The following is an 18,572-nucleotide window of genomic DNA, read 5'->3' as shown; positions in this document are numbered from 1 at the left end:
CGGCGGCGTGGGCGGCGCAGTCGGTGGTGTGGTGGATAACGTGGGCACCGCAGTGACAATGCTCGGCGACACCCTCAGCACCGCCAGCACCACCGGTCCCTTGGGCTCCCTGACCGGCAACGTGAACCGCAGGGTACTGGTGCCGGTGGTTTCACTGGTGGAAAACACCACCGGCAACCTCGGCAATGCCACCGGCCTGGGTAGGCCTGTCAACGGCCTGGTGGGCAAAGTGGGCGCCGCCGTCACCGGCCTCGGCACCCAGGTCGCCAGCACCGGCGGTAGCGGCAACCCTGTGACCACGCTTGTCGGCAACGTGCTGACGGGCGTCGGCGGCACGCTCGACCAGTCCGGCGGCTATGTCGCGCCCACCGGCGGCGCCGCAGCCCCCGGTATACCGGAGCTGGTCGGCGGCCTGGTGAACAACGCAGGCACCGGCCTCAACGTCGGCAACACCAACGGCACCGTCAGTGCAGCCGGTGTGACCGGCGGCGCATTGGGCAACACCATTGCCTCGGTGGGCACCGTACTGGGTGGCACGGGTGTCGCCAACACCGGCGCCACCGCCCCGGTCGCAACCGTGACCGCCAACGTCGGCGCAGCCTTGAACCCGGTGACCTCCGGCGTCACCACAGTGACGCAAAACATCGGCACCACCACCGGCGTCGGTGCTCCGGTCAACGGCCTGGTGACTCAAGTCGGCGGCGCCGTCAGCAGCCTGGGCACTAACCTGAGCACAGCCAGCGCCAACCCGGTCACCACGACCCTGGGCACCACCGTAACCGCCGTGGGCAATACGGTAGGCTCGGTGGGCGGCCTGGTCACAGGCGGCACCGGCGGCACTGCAACAACCGGAGGCCTGGGCGGTTTGGTGAACGGCCTGACCGGCAGATAGAAAATGCACCTGGCCGATTAGACGGTCTCCCCTGCGGCGCCTACGCTTGGTTGAGACGAGAGACACGGAGTCAGTCTCTCGTCTTTTTGCTGGGCTGCCGCAGTTGACCATGGAGTGTCCGATGCGCATGTTCACGCCGTTGTTCCTGCTGACCCTCAGTGCTTACGCCCAGGCCGAGACCCTTCCCACCTTCCTCAACAGCAATGACACCATCCGCACCTTGCCGGTACCCAACCTGCCCGCCGACGCCTATCGACCGGCCACGCCGCAAACCCAGGTGCCTGAAGCACAACCCACCGCCGGCCAGCCCCTGTTGATGGACACCAGGGTGACCATCCGCAAACTGCAGATCGAAGGCGGCACGATCTATCCGCTCACCGAGACGGCCCAGGCCTATGCACCGCTGATTGGCCATGAGACCAATCTTGCGCAATTGATCGAAGCCACCCGAGGCATCACCCGTCGCTATCAGCAGGACGGCTACCTGTTGTCCTACGCGTTCCTACCGCAACAGACCTTCGAAAACGGCCTGGTCCGCGTGGTTCTGGTGGAAGGCTACATCAAGGATTACCAGCAAACCGGCGATGTCGGTGCGGTGTCGGCCTATGTCGACAACCTGGCGCAAAAGCTCCTCGCCGAACGCCCCCTCACGCGCAAGACCTTCGAGCGCTACACCACCCTGATGAGCCGCATCCCCGGCCTCACCGTACAGGCGCAAGTGCCGCCGCCGGGCACCACCGATGGCGCCACGCACATGCAGATCCAGGCCAGCCGCAAGCCCTTCACCACCAGCATGAGCCTTGTGCAGAAAAGCCGGGGCGGCACCCAAGCCTTGCTCAGCGCCACCAGCCATGCGCAAACCGCCCTGGGCGAACAGTTGAGCGTCAGTGGCCTGTTCCCACCGGGCGAAGACAAAGAGCACTACTACCGCGTGGACTACAACCAGTTCATCAATGCCGAGGGCACCCAACTGGCACTCGCCGCAGAGCGTTATCGCGCCGATCCCCACAGCCGTGTGCAACTGGACGGCGGCTTCGAACTCAAGCCCCATCAGTCGATCGATCGCTACTCCATCGGCCTGAGCCACCCCTTCATTGCCTCGCCCACCGAGTCACTCACCCTGGGCACGCGCCTGTACGCGGTGGACCAGACCACCCGCTACAAACTGGTGGGCTACCCGCTGCGCTTTGATATCGAATCCAACCTGCGTGCCCTGGCGTTCGAGGGCGACTGGCGCAAGGCCGACGCGCGACAGCTGCGCATCCTCACCGGCGGCCTGTATCACGGCATCGACGGTGTGGGCGCCAAGGCGCGCAGTGACCTGGACGTGGCCAAACCGGACCTCGACTTCTTCCGCCTGCGCCTGTCCGGCGTGCAAAGCGACAAGTTCTTCGACAACTGGCAAGGCGTGCTTTCAGGTGCGCTCTACTGGAGCGACAACAGCCTGCCCGACAGCGAACGCGCCGCGTTTGGCGGGCAGAACTTCGGCCGTGGCTACCCCGACGACCAGGGCTCGGGCGACAAGGGATGGGGCGTGGCGTACGAGGTCAACTACAGCTTCAACCGCGTCGGCAATTGGCTGAAGGTGCTGCAACCCTACGTGGTGCTCGACCGTGCCAGGACCTGGTTCAACGACCTGCCGGTCAAGGCCGGCGACATGTCCTCGGCGGCGGTGGGTTTGCGCTTTGGCGATAACAAGTACTACAACATCGCCCTGGAAGCCGCCAAGCCGATGTCGGACATCGCCCTGGACAGCTTCAACCGGCGTGCGCGGTATACGCTGAGCTTCAGTTATCAGCTGTAAACGCCAAACATTCCTGTAGGAGCGAGCTTGCTCGCGAAGAACGCTAACGATGACGCGGGCATCCAGTTTCCCCGCGTCGCCTTGACGTTCTTCGCGAGCAAGCTCGCTCCTACACCTACAGTTGATGAATTGTCCGGGGGAAAAGACTGTTGAGCGTATCGATCAGCCGCACCAGATAGATGGGCTTGCGAAACAAGTCCAGCACCTGCAGGCGCAGCATGTCGCTGACGTCATCCATCTCGGCATGGCCGGACATCACGATCACCGGCAGGTGGGAACGGGAAGTGTGTTCGCGCAGGCGCTTGATCAAGGAAATCCCGCTTTCCTCGGGCATGCGCAGGTCGGTGATGACCAGGGCGATATCAGGGTGCAGGGTGAGTTCCTGCAAAGCGAATGTCACGGAGGTGGCAGTAAAACAAACGAAGCCCTCGTTCTCCAGCGACTCCGCCAGTTCAACGAGGGCATCCTCTTCGTCGTCCACCAGCAGGATTTGCTGGCGGGGGGATACAGCAGCGTTCATGGGCACGTCCTGATCTTGCCAATCAAAAACCTAAAGTACCCGCGCAGTGCTGCCTGCCTGAGGGTCAGGGCGTGATGGTGCCTGTAATTTTCTCAAACAACGCGGTGATCTGTGGCGACAGTGTAGTTCCGGCTGCCAATATCACAAGCGCGACGATGGCCACAAGAATGAGGTATTCAATCGCTGTGGCCGCCTCTTTACGCGCAAAGAGCACCCGCAGTTGAACACAGAGTTTCATCAACAGATTGAGGATCATGATCCTGCTCCTTGCGCTCCGACTGCTTAGGGCGTTGGGGTAATCGCTGTGGTGATTTTGGTGAAGAACGCGGTGATCTGAGGCTTCAGGGTGGTCCCGGCTGCCAGTATGACCAATGCCACGATGGCGACCAGAATGAGGTACTCGATGGCCGTAGCCCCTTCCTTGCGCTGAAACAGCAACTGAAGTTGCACGTGAAGTCGAATCAACAGATCAAGCAACATAAACACTTCTCCTCAGGCGACCAAGCGCCCTATCCCGGTGCTGCACAGTAATTGCGATGTGCCACCTGAGCATTGCCAACAAACCCCGGCCTCACAACTGTAAGAATTGACTAGTCATAAAGTAGTAGGGGCCTTCCTGACCTCGTAAATGCGTGTTTTCAAAGGGGGCGCACCTTGCATGCCGAAGAAATCTTTGCGTCAGTAATGGCATTTCGTCCTAGCTGAACTACCGTCAAATAGCGAAATAGTTAGTCACTGTTCATAGCAGCCAGGCTGCGACGTGAGCCTGCTGGATAGGCGGGCTGTGGTGTAGCAGGAAATGGAGAGCCGTCATGAACACGCGTCTGAGCATGGTACTGGCCGGTGTGTTACTGGTCGGTGCGCTGTTTGCCGGCTATTGGGGCTTGGTCCTCAGCCGTGAGCCCGCCCCGGCGCCGCCACCGCCACCCGCGGCAGCTCCCGCCGAACAAGCCGTTGCCGCGGTGGAAGACCAGACCCGTCAATCGGTCGTCGTCCTGGCCCACGATGTGTCCCCCTTCGTCGCCCTGGTGGCCGCTGATCTGAGCATCGAAAAACTGCGCACGGCACCGGCCGGCAGTTTGAGCAGTGTCGAGCAGGCCATCGGCCGTACACCGTGGCGCGCACTCAGCGCCGGCAGTTGGTTGAACGACGAAAGCTTCACCCCCGGTGGGCCGCTGGCGCGCATGATCCGTGCCGATGAACGCGCCCTGGCCGTCGCCGTCGATGAAGTGATTGGCGCCGCCGGCCAGTTGAGTCCCGGCGACTATGTGGACGTGCTGCTGTACCTGCGCCAGGACGCCGCCAACCTTGAACAATCGGCCCAAGTGGTGATCCCCGCCATACGCCTGCTCAGTGTCGGTGACCAGATGGGCCTGACCAACGACGGTACCCCGGCGTCTGCTCGTGCGCTCACCGCCGAAGAGAAAGCCCAGCGCCAAGCCCCCTCACGCACGGTGGTGCTGGCCGTGCCCGAACAGCTGTTGAGCCGGCTGATGCTGGCCACCCAGGCCGGCACCTTGCGCCTGGCCGTGCGCAGCGCCGACGAACGCTTGCTGAGCCGTTACTGGGCCGGCGAAGGCGACGCGCCGGGCAACCTGCAGAACGCTAACCGCGACCTTTATCAGTTCACGCAATTGGCCTTCACCCAGGCCCCCAGGAAAGTAGCCCAGAGCAGTGCCCCGCGCCGGGCCGGTGTCGAGGTGATCCGTGGCAATCAAGCAACCCAACAAACACCCGACTGAACAAGGATGCTGTGCATGAGCCGACGTTTCATACCGGTGTTCACAGGGAAAATCGCCTGCGCCCTGCTGCTGTCGCACCTGTCCATGAGCCTGGCCGTGGCCGCTCAGGGCAATTGCGCCAGCCTTGGACAATTGCCCGCCGCGTTGTCAGTCGGCGAGGGCCTGCAACAGGCACTGCAATCGCCGGTGGCGATCACGCGCCTGGCCATTGGCGATCCGAAAATCGCCGACGTTCATCTCAATGGCGACCGGGGCTTCCTGCTCACCGGCGTCGGCCCCGGCACCACCAGCCTGATGGTCTGGACCGCCTGCTCGACCACGCCGCGCCAGAGCATGGTCTTCGTCAAGGGCAAGGCCAACAGCGCCTTGACCAGCCTGTCGCTGTCACCGGCCGATGATCCGCTGCTGCCCAGCCAGGTCCAGACCGACATCCGCTTCGTCGAAGTCAGCCGTACCAAACTCAAGGAGGCCAGCACCAAGATCCTCGGCATCGGCAACAACTTCTTCCTCGGCAGCCCGAACTTGCTGTTCCCCACACCCAGCACCTTCAAACTGCCGGTGAGCGCGGACAACTTCAATATCGGCTTTGGCGGTGGGCGCGTCTCGGCGATGATCAATGCCCTGGAAAGCAGCGGCTTCGCCTACACCCTTGCCCGGCCAAGCCTGGTGGCCATGAGCGGGCAAAGCGCAACCTTTCTCGCCGGGGGTGAAATCCCGGTGCCGGTGCCGAGCAGCGGCAGCGACACCATCTCGATCGAGTACAAGGAATTCGGCATCCGCCTGACCCTCACGCCGACCGTGGTCGACCGTAACCGCATCTCCCTCAAGGTGGCGCCGGAGGTCAGCGAGCTCGACTACACCAACGCCGTGGTCATCGAAAATATCCGCGTGCCGGCCCTGACCATCCGCCGCACCGATACCAGCGTGTCCCTGGCCGACGGCGAAAGCTTTGTGATCAGCGGCCTGATCAGCAGCAACACCACCACCAACATCGGCAAGTTTCCCGGCCTGGGTGACATCCCGATCCTGGGGGCGTTCTTTCGCGATTCCTCGGTCCGACGCGAAGACAAGGAGCTGCTGATGATCGTCACGCCGCACCTTGTGCAACCACTGGCGGCCAATGCCCAACTGCCGGCGTTGCCCGGTGAAAAAGTGCGCAACTATGACCCGAACTGGTACCGCCTGTTCTTCCTGGAAAACGGTAATTTCGACCGGCTCAACGGGCTGTCCCAATGAGCGACAACCTGAGCCAGACGTTCCTGGCAATCACCCGCAACACCACCGACCTGGAGTGGCTGCAGGGCGCGCTGGCGCCCCTTGGCCAAGTGGTCAGCGCCGGCAGCGGCACCCTCGATGAATTGCTCGCCCTGGTCGATGTAACCTTCGCCAACCTGGTGTTCGTCGGCCTTGACCGCGAGCACCTGGTGGCCCAGAGCGCGCTGATCGAAGGCGCCCTGGAAGCCAAGCCGATGCTGGCCATCGTCGCCCTCGGTGACGGCATGGATAACCAGTTGGTGCTCAATGCCATGCGCGCCGGAGCGCGGGACTTCGTCGCCTACGGCTCGCGCTCCAGCGAAGTCGCAGGCCTGGTCCGCCGCCTGAGCAAGCGCCTGCCGCCGGTGGCGACCAACACGCTGCTGGGCGGCCTCTCGGTACTGTACGGCACCCAGGGCAGTTCGGACGGCGCACTGCTCACCAGCCACCTGGCGCTGGTGGTGCAAAAGAGCGGCCAGCAGACGCTGTTGCTCGATCTGGGCCTGCCACGCGGTGACAGCCTGGCGCTGCTGGGCCTGGAAAGCTCGTTCAACTTCGGCGATGCCCTGCGCCACCTGAGGCGGCTGGACACCACCCTGATCAACAGCGCCTTTACCTCGGCCGAAGGCGGCCTGCGCATTCTCGCCTACACGCACAACGACGAGCCCCTGGAGCGCACCAGCGCCGCCGAGCTCTACATGCTGCTCAGTGCGCTGCGCCAACACTTCCAGCACATTGTGGTGAACCTTGCCGGCCAGCCGGACAGCGAAGCCCTGCGTACCTTTGTCAGCCATTGCGACAAGCTGCTGTGGTACACCGACCAGAGCGTGCTGGACTGCCGGCGCAACCTCGCCGTATTGAACCTGTGGCGCGAAAAAGGCATGAAGCTCGACCATGCCAGGCTGCTGATCGATCGCTACGTCAAAGGCTGCGCGCCGGACGCCGATGCCTTGAGCAAAAGCTTCGGCCTGGAAGTGATTGCCGTGTTGCCGCTGAGCGCAGAGGTCCGGCTGAACGCCGAGAACCAGGGGCAAACCCTGTTTGCGCTGACACCGCGCGAAGCCCTGACTCAGGCGCTCAAAACCCTCGGCCAGCGCCTGGCGAAACGCTCGGAAGACGCCAATCGAAAATCCTCCAGCCGCTGGCTGGAGCGCTTGTTGGGAGCCGATAAATGACCAGCGAAAAACTCTTCGGCGCCCCCGCACGAAGCGTGGGTGGCAACACCGACCACGACGGCCTGAAACTGGTGCTGCACCGCTACATCATCGATGCCATCGAAGAGTCGGGGAAAAACCTGCTGGAAGGCTCGCGCCAGTCGCTGGCGCAATTTGTCATCGACAAAGTCGCCGAGTACATCAACCGCATGCACCTGGCGATCTCGCGCTATGAGATGGAGCGCCTGGCCGAAGAAATCGTCGACGAACTGACCGGTTTCGGCCCGCTGGAAGTGCTGCTGCGCGACCCGGCCGTCACCGAAATCCTGGTCAATGGCCCGCACCGGGTGTTTATCGAGCGTGACGGCCTGCTGCACCAGAGCGACCTGCGCTTTATCGACGCGCACCATGTGGAGCGCGTCATGCAGCGCATCCTCGCGCCGCTGGGGCGGCGCCTGGATGAGTCGTCGCCGATGGTCGACGCACGCTTGCCCGATGGCAGCCGGGTCAATGCGATCATCCCGCCGATTGCCCTGGACGGGCCGTGCCTGTCGATTCGAAAATTTCGCAGGGACATGCTCAAAAGCAGCGATCTGGTGGCCATGCAGACCATTGACCAGAACATTTTCGACTTCTTCCAGGAAGCGGTGGGCAAGCGTTGCAACATCCTCATCAGCGGCGGCACCGGCACCGGTAAAACCACACTGCTGAACATCCTCAGTCAGCTGATCAACCCCCATCAACGCCTGGTCACCATCGAGGACGTGGCCGAACTGCAACTGGCCCACCCCCACGTGGTACGCCTGGAAACCCGTCCACCGAATGCCGAGGGCCATGGCGAGGTCAAGGCCAGCGACCTGATCCGCAACGCCCTGCGTATGCGCCCCGACCGCATCATCCTCGGCGAAATTCGCGGCGTGGAAGTGATCGATGTCCTCACCGCAATGAACACCGGCCACGACGGTTCCATGAGCACCGTGCACGCCAACAATGCCGCCGATGCCCTGCTGCGCCTGGAAACCCTGGTGGGCCTGACCGGCCGCGTGGTCGCGGAAAAGACCCTGCGCCAGATGATCTGCGCGGCACTGGATGTGGTGGTCCAGTTGACCCGCCTGCCGGACGGTCGTCGTTGCGTCAGCGAGGTGGTCGAAGTGGTGGGCATCCGCGACGACGTGTACGTGACCAACACGCTGTTTCGCCATGACCGGCGTACCGGCTTCGGCTTCGTGCGCGAGGCGCTCAACCCGGCCGGCGAAAAACTGCGCCGCGAACCGGCCTAGCCCTGGAGGGGAATCGAGCATGACCGGGGCCATCCTGCTGTGCATCTGCCTGATCCTGATCGGCCTGTCGGTCCGCTCATTCCAGAACGGCTTGCGCCGCGCCCGGACCGAACGCGTACTGGACCGCCTCGCCGAAGGCCAGCCGCAGCTCGTCGAAGAGAGCGCTTCCTGGAGCGGCGTGGAACGCATGTTCCTGCGCGCCGGCCTGGGCAAACCCAGTGACAACCTGCGCCTGTGGCTGACCGCCTGGGGCCTGGGCGCCGTGCTGGGGGTGATGCTCGCCGGTTGGCTCGGCCTGCTGGTGATGCTGCTGTTGCCGCCCGTGCTGCTGCGCCTGTACCTCGCCTGGCGTTACCAGCGCCGGATCAAACGCATGATCGAGCAACTGCCGCCATTGCTCGACCACACCGTGCGCAGTCTCAAGGCCGGACGCACCCTGGCCGACGCGGTGCTGGGCGGTATCGAGGTGGCCGAAGACCCGCTGAAAAATGCCATGGGCCGAATGCGGCGCAACGTGCAACTGGGCGTCAGCCTGCCGGAGTCCGCCCACGATTTCGCCGAATTCTACGAACGCGACGAGTTCCGTCTGTTCGCCCTGGGCTTGAAGGTCAATCACCGCTACGGCGGCAATGCCAGCGAGCTGTTGGAAAACCTGATCAAGATGATCCGCGAGCGCGAGCAAGCCGCGCGCCAGCTGCGCGCCCTGACCGGCGAAACCCGGGTGACCGCCTACGTGCTCACCGCGTTGCCCATTTCGATGGTGGGCTATTTCCTGGCGGTCAACCCGGACTACCTGATGACCATGTGGAACGACGGCACCGGCCGCCTGCTGTTGTTTGTCGCCCTGATCATGCAGGTGCTCGGCTGCTTCACCCTGTGGCGCATGTTGCGGAGCGTATGAAATGGCTATTTCATTGCTGATCAGCGCCGTGTTGTTTCTGGCCGCCCTGGCGCTGGTGCTGGCCAACCTGATCAAACATCGGCGTGGTCAGCGCCTGGTTGCCCAGCGTCTGCAAGGCCGGATGGGTCGCGAACACCGTCTCGGTGCGATGATGCGGCACTTGGGCAACAGCCCGCTGGCGCAACGCTCGATCAGTCTGGACAACGAAACCCAGACCCTGCTCAACCGCGTGGGTTGGCGCAAAGCCAACCAGCGCTCGATGTTCGCCGCCTTCCAGATCGGCACGCCGGTGCTGCTGCTGATCGTGACCCTGATCACGCAGCAGGTGCTGTTTCCCAAGGGCGACTCGCCATGGCTGGTGCCCCTGATCGCGCTCGGCATCGGCTACCTGTTGCCCAAACGCATCCTGGCCAGCGTGGCCAAGGCCCGCCAGCAGCGCATCTCCCAGGAAGTCTCGACGTTCATTCCGCTGCTGCGCATCCTGTTCGAATCGGGCATGGCGGTCGAACAGGCGCTGCGTGTATTGAGCATCGAAGCGCAACGCCTGCTGCCGGCGCTGACCCATGAATTGCGGCTGATCCTGAACCGGGTCGACTCCGGCCTTGAGCTCAGTGAAGAGTTGGGCAAGACCGCCAGGCTGCTGGCCGTGGACGAGTTCACCGACACCTGCATCATCCTCCAGCAACTGGTTCATCAGGGCGCCGGCGCGATGAAGTCGTTGCTGGCGCTCAAGCAATTGCTCGACGACCGGCGCCTGACCCGCATCCAGGAATTTGTGTCGAAGATGTCAGCGAAGATGTCGGTGGTGATGATGGTGTTTCTGTTTCCCGCCTTGCTGATCGTGCTCGGGGGGCCGGCACTCATCGGCATCACCCGGGCCTTGAGTAACTTATGAGGAATCCTCGATGAAAGCCTTGATCGCCGGTTTGAGCCTGGTGCTGCTCGGTGGTTGCGCCACCGATGGTCAAACCCCCTGGAGCGCCCTGACGGCCACCGGCAGTTGCCCCAAGCCCGACGCCGAACAGACGCTGTCGTTGAACCTGGCCGATGAAATGGCCAACGACGGCAAACTGCACGCCAGCCTGGCCAACCTGCACACCCTGCCGGCCAGTTTGCCCCAGGTGCGCCTGCGCCAGGCCAAGGCGTATCGCTTGCTCGGGCGCAGCGCCGAGCCGCTGTACCGCAGCCTGCTCGGCACCTGCATGGCCGCCGAAGGCGAACACGGCCTGGGGCAAATGGCCGCGGCCAAAGGCGACAACAGCCTGGCCATGGCCCATTTGCAGCGCGCGGCGCGGCTGGCGCCCACCGACGAGAAAATCCGCAATGACCTGGGCGTGGTGTACCTCAACCAACTGCGCCTGGAAGATGCACGGTTTGAATTCATGACCGCCATGGAGCTCAAGCAGAGCGACCCGCTGGCGGCCATCAATCTGGTGACGCTGCTGATCTATCAAGACAACTGGAAGCAGGCCGCGCAGGTGGTCAGCCAGACAGGCCTGGGGCCCGAACAAGTCACCCAGGCCCAGGCCCGCGCCGAGCAACTCAAGGCCTCAAGCGTCAAGGCCACAAAGGCCAAGGATCAGATCGCCACGGTCAGTGAAGCCCATAGCAACCCGAGGAATTGACGATGAAACTGCCCTGTCTTGCCAGCCTCGCCGCGCTGGCCCTGCCCCTCAGCGTCATGGCCATCGAGCCCGGCCCGTCCTCCCCGCAGCAGGCCGCCACGGAGGACTGGCTGGCCCTGCAGGTCAGTGGCCGAGCGGCATCCACCACGCCACAGGCAGCCTCCGCCGCCGAACGCGACCTGGCCGCGCAGCGCTGGCTGGACAGCTTCAAGCATGAGATTCCGGAGTTTTTCGAGCAGAAAGTCGGCGGAAAAACCGAGGGCGGCAACTGAGCACGCAAAAATGTAGGAGCGAGCTTGCTCGCGAAAAACTCACAGGCGCCGCGTTCATTCAGAAAACACGCGTTATCGTTGACGTTTTTCGCGAGCAAGCTCGCTCCTACATTGACCCGTTGCCTTCAGTGCGCCGTCACCCGCTGGCGCATCGCCGCGTTGTTGGGCGCCAGCGCCAGCGCCAACTGCGTGCGGTTATGCATATGCGTCAGCCGCAGCACTTGGGAAACATACAGCTTGACGGTGTTCTCGGTGATGCCCAGTTCGCAGGCAATCTGATAATTGGTCTGGCCCTTTCCGACCAGCCTGGCCACGTCCAGTTGGCGCGGTGACAACTGGTGGAAAATCGCAGGCATTTCAACCTGGCCCGCCTCCTGCGTCGAGGCCTCTTCAGCGTCCGGCCCAGCCGGACTGCGCCGCACTTTATCGAGGTCCTGGTACAGGTCGTCGATCGTTTCGGAGAGAAATTGCAGCTTCTGGTTCAGGTTGCCCAGTTGCAGGTCTTTCCTGCGCTCCTGCAACGCGACTTCCTGGCGCTGCAAACCTTCGAGCAATTCGTCCAGATTGATTGGCTTCTGGTAGTAGTCCGCAATGCCGGCGCGCAGGGCCTTGATCACGTCCTGCTTGTCGGAGCGCCCGGTCAACATGATCGACTCGAACACCCGCTGCCTGCCGGCAATCTTTTGCAGCGCCTGGACCAACTCGATGCCGTCCATGCCCGGCATATGCAGATCGCACAGCACCAACCCGATTTCACTGTCTTCGCCAAAGCGTTTCAAGGCTTGCTGACTGGACTCACAGGGGACACAACGGAACCCGCTGCTTTCAAGAAACTCACACAGCTCTTCCACGATCAGCGGCTGATCGTCGACCACGAGCACTTTTACCGCAGAATTAAGCTTGTTCACGCGCTACTCCATGCCTGGCAAGCCAAAGATTGACCCATCCTCAAACCACTCAATTCCTATACAACGCCTTATTAAACGTAGACGTACTTCCCGACTCTGTACATAGCGCCAGAGCCCTGCGGCGCTCAGTGGATCCAAAACCAGACCAGCGTAAATCCCACCAGCAGGAAGGGCGCAAACGGCAGTTTTTTTGACGGTTCGGGGGCCAGGTGCCCGAGGCAATTTGTAAGCCTTTGACCCATAAGCGGCCAGAGCTTTGGCGCCAGCAACAGCCAGAGCACACTCGTCAGGGCGGCGCCGATAAACGCGCCCAATAAATACTCGGCGTCCGACACCAGTGCCAGGGCTGCGAGCAGCTTCACATCCCCGGCGCCGAGACGGCCCAGGGCGTAACCAGGCAAGGTCAACAGCAGCGCCAGCACAAATGCCCACAGGCCTTGGCCGACCGAGGCACCGAGCCAGGTGCTGCCGGTCCAGAACAAGTAGACCCCGCCCAGCAATGCAACCCCCAGCGTCAGGCGGTTGGCGAGCAATCGCTGCCGCGTGTCCTGCACCGCACACACCACCAACCACACCATCACCACCACACCCTGGATCACGTAAAAAACCTGCCTTTTCGCTGATTGATTCTATGCTGATATCAAGTAGTAGCCGTCAGGGTAGACGCGGTGATGAAAACTAGCCTCCCCCACAAGCAGAAAGGCACAGCCGCGATCGAGTTCGTGGCCGTCTTCGTGATTTTTTTCGCGGTGTTCTACGGCATGGTCAGCTATAGCCTGCCGCTGCTGTTGCTGCAGTCGTTCAACCAGGCCACCGCCGAAGCGGTACGCCTCAGCGTGGGGCTCGACCCGGCGATGCAGGGCTACAGCAGTGCCGTGCAAACCACCGCCAGAAGCGCAATCAGCGACCGTCTGAAGTGGATCCCCAGCGCCTATCACTTCGATGCGGCAACACATGTCAGCACCACGTTCGTGAATGGCCTGCTGTCGGTACAGATCGACTATCCCTCAGCCAATCTACAGGCGGTGATGCCCTTCATCGTGCTGCCCGGCATTGGCAGCGTGCCGCAGTTGCCGGCGACGCTGCGGGCCCAGTCGAGCTTGCAGTTTTGACTTCGAGGGACACGCTGTTCGGGCGTTTGCTTGGTCGTAGCGCTGCGCTGGCGATCGTTCCCGCTGCGCCGCCTTCGGCCGGTTTGCAGGTGCAACTGGATGCGCAAGGCCAGGTGCTCGGTATCAGCGGCACACTGCGCTCACAGCTGGCGCCCCATGCCGAGGCGGCGCCGCTGCGAGCCTTGCTGCGCGCCCATAGCGCCCTGGCGGTGGAGGGCGTCCCAGCCGACTGGCAGCGCCATAGCCTTGACCTGGATTTCCAGGGCATCGCCGGGCAGGTGCTGCACACCCGTGCCACCCTCGAGCCGCACGACAATGAATGGCGGCTGCATGCGGTGGATATCGGCGATCTGCTCAGCGGCCGACGACTGGCCGAACAGCGTGAACAGAATCAGCAATTGACCAGTCAGGCCAGCGAGCAATTGCGCGTGTGCAGCCTCAGCCGCTTGCCCGATGTGTTCAACGACCAACTGTGCAGCGTGGCGCAGCGTTGGCGAATCCCGTGTATCGCCCTGGCGCTTGTTGATCAAGAGGACCAGGCCTGGGTGATCTACAGCCACTACGCCCAACATGACGCGCCGCAGTTGTGGCACACCGGGCAGCGCCTAGGCACGTGCCTGGACAGCCTCGACGGCACCGTTCCCTTGAGCCTGCACGCCACTTACGGTCACGGGGAGCACCCGCGGCTGCACAGCGTGTTCGGCAATGCCGACGGTTTCCTGGTGCCCTACCGCGATGCCCAGGGTGTCGCCGCGTGGCTGTTGTGCGCAGCCTTCAGCGGTGAAGCCGACACACACGAGCGCGACTGGCTGAACCTCGCCGCCGCCCTCGCCGCCCCGCTGCTCAGCCGTCTGCGTGAACAGCACCACCATCTGCAACTGGAACGCCAGGAAGCCCTGCAGGGTTTGCTGGGCACCGGCTGGTGGGAATTGCTGCCCGCCGGCGGCGAGATCCAGCTCGCACCGCAATTGATGCGCAACCTGAGCGGCGAAGAAAGCCCTACCCGTCAACCCTTGGAAACCTGGCTGAACCTCATCCACCCGGCCGATCGCCAGGAACTGCACAGCCGCCTGCACGACTTGCAGACCCTCGGCAAACCCTTGCTCGCCAGCGTGCGCCTCAACCGTGGCGACAGCGACCAGCCCCCCACCTGGTACCGCGTGCAGGGCCAGGCCCTGGGCGCCGGTGAGCAGCGCCGCTGGATCGGCTTCATGCTCGATATCAGCGACGTCAAGAACCAGCAACTGCAAGCCGACGCCGCCCACGCCCGCCTGGACAACCTGATCGCCAGCTCGCCGGCGGTGATCTATGTGCAGCGCTACGTGAAAGGCGCCCTGCAGCCGGTGTTTTTCAGCGACAGCCTGCTGCCGCTGCTGGGCCGCACGCTCGCCGAATGCAGCTACGACAGCCTGGTGCAATGGGTCCACCCGGATGACCGCGACCTGTACTTCCAGCGTACGCGCCAACTGCTGCGCGAAGGCAGTGTGCGCAGCCGCTACCGGGTCCAGGATAAACACGGCGACTACCACTGGCTGCTCGACGAAGCCAAGTTGCTGCGCGACGACCTCGGCCTGCCGGTGGAGGCGGTCGGCCTGTGGCTGGACGTCACCGAGGCCACCCTGGCCGCGCAACAGGTCAAGGACAGCGAGGAACGCTACCGCATCCTCGTGGAAGACTCTCCGGCGATGATCTGCCGCTACCGTCCGGACCTGACCCTGACCTTTGGCAACACGCCCCTGGCCAACTACCTGGAGTGCCTGCCCGGCCAGTTGCCGGGGCTGAACCTGGGGCACTGGTTATCGCCCGAGCAACGCGCGGCGTTCATGCTGCGCATCGAGCAACTGACTCCGGAATTTCCCGTCAGCACGGCGGAAATCAGCCTGCAACTGCCCGGGCGCGAGCATGCCTGGTGGGTATGGTCGGACCGTGGCGTGTTCGACGAACACGGCAATCTGCTCGAAGTGCAGGCCGTGGGCCGCGACAACACCGAAGTGCGGCGCTCCCAGCAGCAACTGACGCAAAGCGCGAAAATGGCCACCCTCGGCGAAATGGCCACCGGCCTGGCCCATGAGATCAACCAGCCGCTGAACGTGATGCGCATGGCCATCGTCAACGTACTCAAGCGCCTGGGCAATGGCGACGCGCAGATCGACTACCTGACGGAGAAACTCCAGCGCATTGACGCGCAGGTACAACGCGCGGCGCGGGTGGTGGACCACATGCGCGTATTCGGCCGCCGCTCGGAAGTCGAGCAGCACCCCTTCGACCCGGCGCAGGCGGTGGAAGGTACCCTGTCACTGCTCAGCGAAGGCCTGCGTGGCAAGGGCGTGGAGATCAAACTGACCCAGGCCGATACGCCTGTGCAGGTCACAGGCTACGCCGACCAGCTGGAGCAAGTGCTGATCAACCTGATGGTCAATGCCCGCGATGCGCTATTGAGCCTGAAGGAAAAGCACCCGGACCTGCGCCCATGCATCGCGCTGCACACCGAACACGACAGCCGCCACGTGCGCATCTGGGTCGAAGACAACGGCGGCGGCATTGACCCGCGATTGCTGGAGCGCATCTTCGAGCCGTTCTTCACCACCAAGCCGATTGGCGTGGGGACCGGGCTGGGCCTGTCGGTGAGCTACGGTATCGTTGAAAACATGGGCGGACGCCTCAGCGTCAGCAACGGCGAACACGGCGCGCGGTTCTGCGTGGAACTGCCCAGGGTCGCCGACGCTTAAATCACCAGATAGGCCTCGCCGGTCTGGCCGCAGCTCAGGTTGGCGCCCACGGTCACGCTTGCCAGGCTGATACCCAAGCTGCTCAACAGGTTGTTGAGGATCGGATTGAGCAGCGGGCTCAGCACATTGTTCAACATGGGCGTCACCAGCGTGCTGACGCCGCTGAGCAACGACACCGTGCCGGCGATCACGCTTCCCAAGGGGTTGCTCCCCACCGGTTGATAAGCAGTAATGCCGACGCCATTGAGGGCTGTGGTAAGGCCACTGACCAGGTTGGTGGCCGGTGCGAACGTTTGATAGCTGGGAGCAAGCCCCACATTGGCGGGCATGGCAAAGGGCGTGGTGCTGGAAAACACCAGGTTCTGGATACTGTTGCTGCCCGCAATCGGGCTTTGCACCTTGATCCCGACGCCGCCCCCCGCAAACGGTATACGAGGGTCGCAACTGCCGATGCCGAGGATCTTATGGCACGTCTTGATGCCGAAATCGATCAAGGCCAACGGCTCCACGGTCATTGGCTGTGTGGATGAAAATGCATTGCTGATATTGCCCACGTTCAGCGATGCCGCCGAGGTGGTGGTGTAGGCCGTCAAGCTCTTGGCGCCCGCGCCTGCCGCCGGGCAGCTATAGGCGGTGACATAGCTGCTGGCGCCGCCGGCATCCAGCACAATCTTCAGCGGCAGGTTGCCCGGCAGTGCCAGCACGTCCAACTGTTGGCAACCGGCGCCCAACAGGCAAAGCGTCGAGTTAATCGTGGTCACCAGGTTCAAGCTCAACAGGCCGCTGAGGACCGGTGTCAGCGGCCCCACCAGGTCATTCACCGCCGCGGTCAAGCCGGACAGGCTGCCGAGCACCGGCAAACTCACGGTTATCTGCGTGCGCAGTTGGGCGGTGCGCACGTAAATTTTATTCGGGCCCAACGGGTTGGCCGCCGCCAGCATCGGATTGCCGATGGCCGATAACTGCGGCGGCTCCATGACTTTGATCTGCGTGGTGATATTGGCCAGCCCCAACAGGCTGACGGGCAGCGTCACCGCCGCCGCGCTCTGGTTGCCGGCCAGTTGCACCACGCCCTGGACCAGCTGAAACAGCTGAAGATTGGCATTCAGCGCGGCGGCGGTGATACCCGTCTGCAGTTGCAGGATTTTGCCCAGTGTGAGCGGCAACGGATTGTTGAGCGTCGCCCCTTTGATAGCGCCCAGCGCGGTGACTGCATCCAGCGTCAACGGGTCGCTGCCCAACACGGTGATTGCCGCCTGAACCAATTGCGAGGCGCTCACCGTGGTGCTCAGCAGTTGGGTGTAGTCGCCGGCGGTGACATGCAGGTCGACGGCCAATTGATCGAGGTAACTGAGCATATTGATATTGCTGTTGAGCAGGCCGTTCCAGCCGAGCACGGAAACATTGACCCCACCACCGAGCAGCCCACTGAACACCGCGTTCATCATGCTGGCACTGGCGGTATCAAAGTTAACCAACGTGCTCCTGATGCTCAACTGCGCAATCGGCGGGGTGGGTTTGGCCGCCACTGCCGTCGCGCTCAACCGGGTATTGAGGCTGACCGAGTTACCCGACATCATCGACCAGATCCCACCGGCCACGCTGGTGGGCACGGTTTTGCCGACCACCACCTCAATGGCTGACGACAGCGCCGGGTTGGCAGCAAACACCCGTCGGCCGGAAGCCGCCGTGGTTACCGCGCCGCAGCGGGTGACCAAGGTATTACCGCTACCCACAACAAAGTGATTGCGTGCCACACTTTGCGCCGCAAACGCCGCCGCGCTCAAACCCGCCGCACAAGTGCCGCTGCGGCTGACCGCTTCCAGCGCTGCCGTATCCGCCACTCCCTGCAGCCGGCGCTTCTCCAGATAAAGCCGCCCGCTGTCCACCGCCAGCAAAGTAAACGCCAACACCAGCGCCAACACACCAACGGCCATCAGACCGATAGCGCCACGTTGCTTGCCATGAAATCGGGGAGACATCGAGCACTCCTGTGCCGGCGCGTCGCCGAGCGTTTACGCTCCTGAGGGTATGGATGAGTGTAGACAAGAGTGGCGGCTGGCAAGGGTCAATGTGGAAGGGGGTTGCCCCGATGAACAATATCTACACAACTTCGCAGGCTATAGCCGTCAACGCTAACCAAGATGCGAAGCGAGTCGCTCTTGATCTGGCTTTTGATCTTGGTCTCAGGCGCCCCGTCAAACCACGCTGGCTGAACGCAGGAGCGGATATGTCCCCGGTCTGATCCAGCATCCTGGTCGGCCCAGAGGCCGCCATCGGGGGCAAGCCCCCTCCCACATTTGCACCGTGATCGACACAAGATACCGGTCGGCTCTAAGGCCGCCGCGCTTTTGCTTTTGATCTTAGGCGCCCCGTTAA

At 63.1% G+C, this 18,572-nt stretch carries 18 protein-coding genes; 12 read left to right on the top strand and 6 right to left on the bottom strand.

Going from position 1 to position 18,572, the window contains the following annotated elements; genetic code table 11:
- Positions 1 to 892 (top strand): collagen-like triple helix repeat-containing protein (locus BFP90_RS16630; RefSeq protein ID WP_176718047.1); only part of this gene is annotated, 892 nt, incomplete at its 5' end.
- 121 nt (positions 893 to 1,013) lie between these two features.
- On the top strand, positions 1,014 to 2,696 hold the full coding sequence (locus BFP90_RS16625) for a ShlB/FhaC/HecB family hemolysin secretion/activation protein (protein WP_065897459.1): 1,683 nt from the start codon (positions 1,014 to 1,016) through the stop codon (positions 2,694 to 2,696).
- Positions 2,697 to 2,811: 115 nt separating this feature from the next.
- Here the strand turns inward: BFP90_RS16625 and BFP90_RS16620 are convergent, their stop codons facing one another.
- The 3 genes from BFP90_RS16620 to BFP90_RS16610 all read right to left on the bottom strand — a co-directional run bounded on the left by BFP90_RS16620 (position 2,812) and on the right by BFP90_RS16610 (position 3,696).
- Positions 2,812 to 3,216, bottom strand: coding sequence for a response regulator (locus tag BFP90_RS16620; protein ID WP_065894642.1), 405 nt, complete (start codon positions 3,214 to 3,216; stop codon positions 2,812 to 2,814).
- Between the two features lie 64 nt (positions 3,217 to 3,280).
- Positions 3,281 to 3,472, bottom strand: a complete 192-nt coding sequence (locus BFP90_RS16615) for a Flp family type IVb pilin (protein WP_065886489.1) — start codon at positions 3,470 to 3,472, stop codon at positions 3,281 to 3,283.
- A 26-nt stretch (positions 3,473 to 3,498) separates the two neighbouring features.
- Positions 3,499 to 3,696, bottom strand: coding sequence for a Flp family type IVb pilin (locus BFP90_RS16610; RefSeq protein WP_065886488.1), 198 nt, complete (start codon positions 3,694 to 3,696; stop codon positions 3,499 to 3,501).
- Between the two features lie 332 nt (positions 3,697 to 4,028).
- On the opposite strand from BFP90_RS16610, the gene cpaB reads away from it, so the two are divergent.
- From cpaB to BFP90_RS16570, 8 genes are read left to right on the top strand one after another with little or no spacing between them, the layout of a single operon-like run.
- Entirely contained in the window at positions 4,029 to 4,958 is a 930-nt protein-coding gene (gene cpaB, locus BFP90_RS16605) for a Flp pilus assembly protein CpaB (RefSeq protein WP_065897457.1), read from the top strand.
- 15 nt (positions 4,959 to 4,973) lie between these two features.
- A complete protein-coding gene (locus tag BFP90_RS16600; RefSeq protein WP_065897455.1) occupies positions 4,974 to 6,194 on the top strand; it encodes a type II and III secretion system protein family protein in 1,221 nt (406 codons plus the stop codon).
- A complete protein-coding gene (locus tag BFP90_RS16595) occupies positions 6,191 to 7,387 on the top strand; it encodes an AAA family ATPase (RefSeq protein WP_065897453.1) in 1,197 nt (398 codons plus the stop codon). The genes BFP90_RS16600 and BFP90_RS16595 overlap by 4 nt, the downstream gene beginning before the upstream one ends.
- A complete protein-coding gene (locus BFP90_RS16590; protein ID WP_065897451.1) occupies positions 7,384 to 8,646 on the top strand; it encodes a CpaF family protein in 1,263 nt (420 codons plus the stop codon). Before BFP90_RS16595 ends, BFP90_RS16590 begins: the two co-directional genes overlap by 4 nt.
- Before the next feature lie 19 nt (positions 8,647 to 8,665).
- Positions 8,666 to 9,547 carry a type II secretion system F family protein gene (locus tag BFP90_RS16585; RefSeq protein ID WP_065894653.1) on the top strand — a complete coding sequence of 294 codons (882 nt, stop codon included), beginning with the start codon at positions 8,666 to 8,668 and terminating at the stop codon, positions 9,545 to 9,547.
- Between the two features lies 1 nt (position 9,548).
- Positions 9,549 to 10,442, top strand: coding sequence for a type II secretion system F family protein (locus tag BFP90_RS16580; RefSeq protein ID WP_083203265.1), 894 nt, complete (start codon positions 9,549 to 9,551; stop codon positions 10,440 to 10,442).
- A 10-nt stretch (positions 10,443 to 10,452) separates the two neighbouring features.
- Positions 10,453 to 11,172: a tetratricopeptide repeat protein gene (locus tag BFP90_RS16575; RefSeq protein WP_065897450.1), complete on the top strand. Its 720-nt coding sequence runs from the start codon at positions 10,453 to 10,455 to the stop codon at positions 11,170 to 11,172.
- Between the two features lie 2 nt (positions 11,173 to 11,174).
- Positions 11,175 to 11,444 carry a DUF3613 domain-containing protein gene (locus tag BFP90_RS16570; RefSeq protein WP_065897448.1) on the top strand — a complete coding sequence of 90 codons (270 nt, stop codon included), beginning with the start codon at positions 11,175 to 11,177 and terminating at the stop codon, positions 11,442 to 11,444.
- Between the two features lie 125 nt (positions 11,445 to 11,569).
- On the opposite strand, the gene BFP90_RS16565 is transcribed toward BFP90_RS16570, so the two are convergent.
- Together BFP90_RS16565 and BFP90_RS16560 are read right to left on the bottom strand one after the other, a co-directional pair.
- Positions 11,570 to 12,352, bottom strand: coding sequence for a response regulator transcription factor (locus BFP90_RS16565; RefSeq protein WP_065897446.1), 783 nt, complete (start codon positions 12,350 to 12,352; stop codon positions 11,570 to 11,572).
- A gap of 125 nt (positions 12,353 to 12,477) precedes the next feature.
- Complete coding sequence (locus BFP90_RS16560; RefSeq protein WP_083203264.1) at positions 12,478 to 12,951, bottom strand: prepilin peptidase; 474 nt, start codon at positions 12,949 to 12,951, stop codon at positions 12,478 to 12,480.
- Between the two features lie 72 nt (positions 12,952 to 13,023).
- Between BFP90_RS16560 and BFP90_RS16555 the strand changes: the two genes are divergently transcribed.
- Both BFP90_RS16555 and BFP90_RS16550 read left to right on the top strand, forming a co-directional pair.
- Positions 13,024 to 13,464, top strand: coding sequence for a TadE family protein (locus BFP90_RS16555; RefSeq protein ID WP_065886479.1), 441 nt, complete (start codon positions 13,024 to 13,026; stop codon positions 13,462 to 13,464).
- Positions 13,461 to 16,193 (top strand): ATP-binding protein, encoded by a 2,733-nt coding sequence (locus BFP90_RS16550; RefSeq protein WP_065897444.1) that lies wholly within the window; start codon positions 13,461 to 13,463, stop codon positions 16,191 to 16,193. The genes BFP90_RS16555 and BFP90_RS16550 overlap by 4 nt, the downstream gene beginning before the upstream one ends.
- On the opposite strand, the gene BFP90_RS16545 is transcribed toward BFP90_RS16550, so the two are convergent.
- Positions 16,190 to 18,175, bottom strand: coding sequence for a pilus assembly protein TadG-related protein (locus BFP90_RS16545; protein WP_065897442.1), 1,986 nt, complete (start codon positions 18,173 to 18,175; stop codon positions 16,190 to 16,192). The genes BFP90_RS16550 and BFP90_RS16545 overlap by 4 nt on opposite strands.
- Positions 18,176 to 18,572 lie beyond the last annotated feature (397 nt).

This window comes from Pseudomonas sp. 24 E 13 (genome assembly GCF_900004715.1).
GTDB classification, from domain to species: Bacteria; Pseudomonadota; Gammaproteobacteria; order Pseudomonadales; family Pseudomonadaceae; genus Aquipseudomonas; species Aquipseudomonas orientalis_A.
The sequence above is the reverse complement of the archived record's forward strand: the minus strand, read 5'-3'. Positions and strand labels throughout refer to the sequence as shown.

Coding starts and splice junctions, on each gene's coding strand:
- BFP90_RS16625 (WP_065897459.1), top strand. CDS start 1,014: ATGCGCATGTTCACGCCGTTGTTCCTGCTGACCCTCAGTGCTTACGCC.
- BFP90_RS16620 (WP_065894642.1), bottom strand. CDS start 3,216: ATGAACGCTGCTGTATCCCCCCGCCAGCAAATCCTGCTGGTGGACGAC.
- BFP90_RS16615 (WP_065886489.1), bottom strand. CDS start 3,472: ATGATCCTCAATCTGTTGATGAAACTCTGTGTTCAACTGCGGGTGCTC.
- BFP90_RS16610 (WP_065886488.1), bottom strand. CDS start 3,696: ATGTTGCTTGATCTGTTGATTCGACTTCACGTGCAACTTCAGTTGCTG.
- cpaB (WP_065897457.1), top strand. CDS start 4,029: ATGAACACGCGTCTGAGCATGGTACTGGCCGGTGTGTTACTGGTCGGT.
- BFP90_RS16600 (WP_065897455.1), top strand. CDS start 4,974: ATGAGCCGACGTTTCATACCGGTGTTCACAGGGAAAATCGCCTGCGCC.
- BFP90_RS16595 (WP_065897453.1), top strand. CDS start 6,191: ATGAGCGACAACCTGAGCCAGACGTTCCTGGCAATCACCCGCAACACC.
- BFP90_RS16590 (WP_065897451.1), top strand. CDS start 7,384: ATGACCAGCGAAAAACTCTTCGGCGCCCCCGCACGAAGCGTGGGTGGC.
- BFP90_RS16585 (WP_065894653.1), top strand. CDS start 8,666: ATGACCGGGGCCATCCTGCTGTGCATCTGCCTGATCCTGATCGGCCTG.
- BFP90_RS16580 (WP_083203265.1), top strand. CDS start 9,549: ATGGCTATTTCATTGCTGATCAGCGCCGTGTTGTTTCTGGCCGCCCTG.
- BFP90_RS16575 (WP_065897450.1), top strand. CDS start 10,453: ATGAAAGCCTTGATCGCCGGTTTGAGCCTGGTGCTGCTCGGTGGTTGC.
- BFP90_RS16570 (WP_065897448.1), top strand. CDS start 11,175: ATGAAACTGCCCTGTCTTGCCAGCCTCGCCGCGCTGGCCCTGCCCCTC.
- BFP90_RS16555 (WP_065886479.1), top strand. CDS start 13,024: ATGAAAACTAGCCTCCCCCACAAGCAGAAAGGCACAGCCGCGATCGAG.
- BFP90_RS16545 (WP_065897442.1), bottom strand. CDS start 18,175: ATGTCTCCCCGATTTCATGGCAAGCAACGTGGCGCTATCGGTCTGATG.